The organism is Candidatus Eisenbacteria bacterium, from assembly GCA_030017955.1.
Classification (GTDB): domain Bacteria; phylum Eisenbacteria; class RBG-16-71-46; order JASEGR01; family JASEGR01; genus JASEGR01.
This window is the reverse complement of the sequence record JASEGR010000242.1, coordinates 1-606: the sequence shown is the minus strand read 5'-3', so window position 1 is coordinate 606 and position 606 is coordinate 1. Positions and strand designations below refer to the sequence as shown.

Annotated in this window: 1 protein-coding gene; it reads left to right on the top strand. The window is 61.2% G+C overall.

Translation table 11 applies throughout. The annotated features are described in order from the left end of the window. Positions 1 to 606: transposase (locus QME66_14020; GenBank protein ID MDI6810056.1), on the top strand; the 606-nt coding region annotated here is incomplete at both ends.

The following is a 606-nucleotide window of genomic DNA, read 5'->3' as shown; positions in this document are numbered from 1 at the left end:
GTCGCCGCTCTCCACGACAAGCGGCAGCAAGGAAAAATCGCCCACGAATTCGTCGAAATGTTCCGCCAGCGCGTCTACGGCATCTCCTGCGGCTACTTCGACTGCAATGACACCGCAAGAATCGGGAACGACCCCATTATGAAACTCGTCTGCAAAACCGATTCCTGCGACGACCCTCTCGCTGCCCAGTCGACGCTCTCGCGGTTCGAAAACGCCCCCACACGCCAAGACCTCTTGCGAGCCGTCCATGCTGTCGCAGTTGTCTTGCGCCCGGGCACGAGCAAGGGATCGGAGGACATCATTCCCATATTGAAGCGTGTTGTCCCCAAGTTGCGCGTCGCGTTTCCCAAGGCTGCAATCGGCGTCCGCCTCGACGGCGAATTCGCGGCGCCGGACGTCTTTGACTGGGTTGAGCGCGAAAACCTTGTCTACCACATCAACCTGCCCGCGAACGCCGTATTGGCGCGGCTTGCCGAGCCGCTGATGAAGCAGGTTCGAGCTGCGAGCCTCAAGTCCGGTCAAACCGAACGCCGCTATGGCGAGTTCTTGTACGCTGCCGGAACCTGGGACCGCCCGCGCCACGTTGTCTTCAAGGCCGAGCGGCTG